The 2,873-nt window shown below is 53.3% G+C and carries 5 protein-coding genes; 1 reads left to right on the top strand and 4 read right to left on the bottom strand.

The window, feature by feature from the left end:
- Window positions 1–75: 75 nt before the first annotated feature.
- The 4 genes from AC5M9B_RS04770 to AC5M9B_RS04755 all read right to left on the bottom strand — a co-directional run bounded on the left by AC5M9B_RS04770 (window position 76) and on the right by AC5M9B_RS04755 (window position 2,080).
- On the bottom strand, window positions 76–375 hold the full coding sequence (locus tag AC5M9B_RS04770) for a TonB family protein (protein ID WP_070656547.1): 300 nt from the start codon (window positions 373–375) through the stop codon (window positions 76–78).
- A 249-nt stretch (window positions 376–624) separates the two neighbouring features.
- Window positions 625–1,293 carry a histidinol-phosphatase gene (locus tag AC5M9B_RS04765; protein ID WP_070656545.1) on the bottom strand — a complete coding sequence of 223 codons (669 nt, stop codon included), beginning with the start codon at window positions 1,291–1,293 and terminating at the stop codon, window positions 625–627.
- Window positions 1,290–1,958: a DnaA regulatory inactivator Hda gene (gene hda, locus AC5M9B_RS04760; RefSeq protein ID WP_019269921.1), complete on the bottom strand. Its 669-nt coding sequence runs from the start codon at window positions 1,956–1,958 to the stop codon at window positions 1,290–1,292. The genes AC5M9B_RS04765 and hda overlap by 4 nt, the downstream gene beginning before the upstream one ends.
- Window positions 1,955–2,080: a hypothetical protein gene (locus AC5M9B_RS04755; protein ID WP_019269920.1), complete on the bottom strand. Its 126-nt coding sequence runs from the start codon at window positions 2,078–2,080 to the stop codon at window positions 1,955–1,957. Before AC5M9B_RS04755 ends, hda begins: the two co-directional genes overlap by 4 nt.
- A 56-nt stretch (window positions 2,081–2,136) precedes the next feature.
- Between AC5M9B_RS04755 and AC5M9B_RS04750 the strand changes: the two genes are divergently transcribed.
- Window positions 2,137–2,775 carry a DedA family protein gene (locus AC5M9B_RS04750; RefSeq protein ID WP_019269919.1) on the top strand — a complete coding sequence of 213 codons (639 nt, stop codon included), beginning with the start codon at window positions 2,137–2,139 and terminating at the stop codon, window positions 2,773–2,775.
- Window positions 2,776–2,873: the final 98 nt, after the last annotated feature.

The raw sequence follows: 2,873 nt of genomic DNA, 5'->3' as shown, positions 1-2,873 counted from the left end.
GGAAAGGCCGTATGCTACCGCATACTGGCCTTTTTCTGTTAGGGAAAGTTGCACTTCAAATGCGAATCCGCCGACCTATTGGTTTTTAAACTCGATGGTTCCTTTATATTTCACCCAGTATCCGGCGGCTTTGTATTTGTCTTTTTTGGCGGTTGCGACGGCTGTTTCGTCGAGCCCTTCATAACCGCTGGATTCGAGGATGTGGACTTCTACGGCTTTGCCTTCGGGGGAAACCAAGATGGATAGTTTGACGGGTTTGATGGGTTGTGCGGGATTTTGGGATGCGGGGGCGTATTCTGCCGGGTTGACGGTTTGCGCGGTTGCGGGTAGGACGAAGGCAAGCATCAGGGCGGGGATGATGGCGCGGATGGACATGGGTGTTTTCCTTATTTGTCGATTTGTAGAGGGTTTAGGGGGAATTTGTTTTTATTGGTTTTCGGACGACCCTTTGTTTTCCGTGGGCTAAGCACACGCTACGGGGTTGTGCTATTTTCAGACGACCTTTGTTTTTCGCGGGCGAAGCCCACGCTACGGGGGTGTGCTATTTTCAGACGACCTTTGTTTTTCGCGGGCGAAGCCCACGTTACGATATTGCGCCCGTTTGGGCGGCGGGCGCGGTGTTGCTTATTTGAAGTTCAATATCGGCCAACCTTTTGCTTTGGCTTCCTGTTCCAGCTCGGCATCGGGGTTGACGGCGATGGGTTCGTTGACGAGGCGCAGCAGCGGCAGGTCGTTTTTGGAGTCGCTGTAAAAATAGGTTTTGCCATAGCTTTCGAGCGTTTCGCCGCGTTCGGCGAGCCATTGGTTCAGGCGGGTGATTTTGCCTTCTTTGAGGCTGGGCGTGCCGATGTAGTTGCCGGTGTAGCGGCCGTCGGCACCGGTTTCGAGTTGGGTACCGATGATGTTGGTGATGCCGAAAAGGTGGCAGATGGGGGTGATGATGAACTCGTTGGTCGAGGAGATAACTAGGGTTTCGTCGCCCGCCATTTGGTGGCTCTGTACCAGCATACGCTGCATGGGCGAAATGTAGGGCGTGATGAACTCTGCCATAAATTCGCGGTGAAATTCCGCCAGCTCTTCTTTGCTGTAACGGGCGAGCGGGGCGAGGTGGAATTTGAGGAAGGCGTCGATGTCGAGGCAGCCGTTTTGGTAGTCGCGGTAGAATTTTTCGTTTTGTGCTTCGGTTTCGGCAGCGTCAACCAGCCCTTTTTTAATGAGGTATTGCGGCCAAGAGTGGTCGGAATCGGTGTTGATAAGGGTGTTGTCGAGGTCGAAAATGGCGAGGTTTTTCATTGGGTTTCCTGTTGTTTCAAAAGCTGGCGCAGAAGCGGCAGGGTGATGCGTTTGCCCATGGTAACGGCGTAGTTGTCCAGCGTGTCGAGCATCTGCATCAGGCTGTCCATGTCGCGCCGCCAGTGGTTGAGCAGGTATTCGAAGATTTCGGGGTCTATGGTAACTTGGCGCGCCGCCGCCATACTGACGAGCGCGTCGATTTTTTCTTGGTCGGTCAGGGGTTTGACTTCGTAAACGAGGCAGTACGCCATGCGGGTGCGCAAGTCTTCGCGGATGACGAGCTGTTGGGGGGTGTGTTCTGAACTTAACAGCAGAAAGCCTTTGCCGCTGTTGCGGAAACGGTTGAATACGGCAAACAGGAGGGCTTGTTCTTCGTTGCCCAGTTTTTCGATTTGGTCGATGGCGAGGTAGTCGGCTTCAAGGGCAGCTTCGGTCAGGGGCGTGGCGGCGGCGTCGATATAGACGGCTTTTTTCCCCGCGTCGAGCGCTTGGGCAACCCACGCGCGCAACAGGTGGCTTTTGCCCGCGCCTTCTTCGCCCCAGACGTAGATAAACGGGTCGTGTTTATGCTGTAACACATAGACCAGTTCGGCATTTTCCGTTCCGAGGAATTTGTCGAAACCGGGATAGCCGCGTTCGGCGAAGTCGAAAATAAGCTGGTTCACAAAGGCATACCGGATGGGTTGGAATCGGGTTTATTGTACGTTGTTTTGTCAGCGCGTATCAAGGCGCGGGGTCGTCTGAAAAAGGGGCGCGCGGCATGGGTTTCATATACAATGGCAGACATTTGGCGACGCGTCTGTTTTCAGACGACCCCTGTCTTTTTCATTTCAGGAAGATTTCGTGATTTCGACCCTTATTGATTTTATCCTCCACATCGACCAGCATTTGGTCGAGATTTCCGCGCAATACGGCGTATGGATTTACGCGGTGTTGTTTTTGATTATTTTCTGCGAAACGGGCTTGGTGGTTACGCCGTTTCTACCGGGCGATTCGCTGCTGTTTGCCGCGGGCGGGATTGCCGCGGTCGGCAGCATGAATATTCATGTCATGATTGCACTGCTTTTGGCCGCCGCGATTTTGGGCGATGCCGCCAACTTCATGATCGGCAAGTTTTTCGGGCGCAAACTCTTTGCCAACCCCGATTCCAAAATCTTCCGCCAGTCGTATCTGGAGAAAACCCACGCGTTCTACGAAAAACACGGCGGCAAAACCATCATCATCGCCCGCTTCGTCCCGATTGTGCGCACGTTTGCTCCGTTTGTCGCAGGCATGGGCAGCATGCACTACGGCACTTTCATCCGCTACAACATCATCGGCGCGGTATTGTGGGTAGTATCGTTTTCCTATGCCGGCTATTTCTTCGCCAATATTCCGGTGGTGAAAAACAATCTGGCGTTGGTGATGGTGGCGATTATCGTGATTTCCATCCTGCCGGGCGTGATCGAAGTCATCCGCGCGAGAAGGGCGGCGAAGAAATAAAAATTATTTGAACCATAAGAGAAGGTCGGCGGATTCGCATTTGAAGTGCAACTTTCCCTAACAGAAAAAGGCCAGTATGCGGTAGCATACGGCCTTTC

The organism is Neisseria flava (genome assembly GCF_982712965.1).
Note: the sequence above shows the minus strand (reverse complement) of the source record. Positions and strands in the feature narration are given on the sequence as shown.

Bases quoted from the DNA above. Each gene is read 5' to 3' on its own strand.
- AC5M9B_RS04770 (WP_070656547.1), bottom strand. From the start codon at position 375: ATGTCCATCCGCGCCATCATCCCCGCCCTGATGCTTGCCTTCGTCCTA.
- AC5M9B_RS04765 (WP_070656545.1), bottom strand. From the start codon at position 1,293: ATGAAAAACCTCGCCATTTTCGACCTCGACAACACCCTTATCAACACC.
- AC5M9B_RS04755 (WP_019269920.1), bottom strand. From the start codon at position 2,080: ATGTCTGCCATTGTATATGAAACCCATGCCGCGCGCCCCTTTTTCAGA.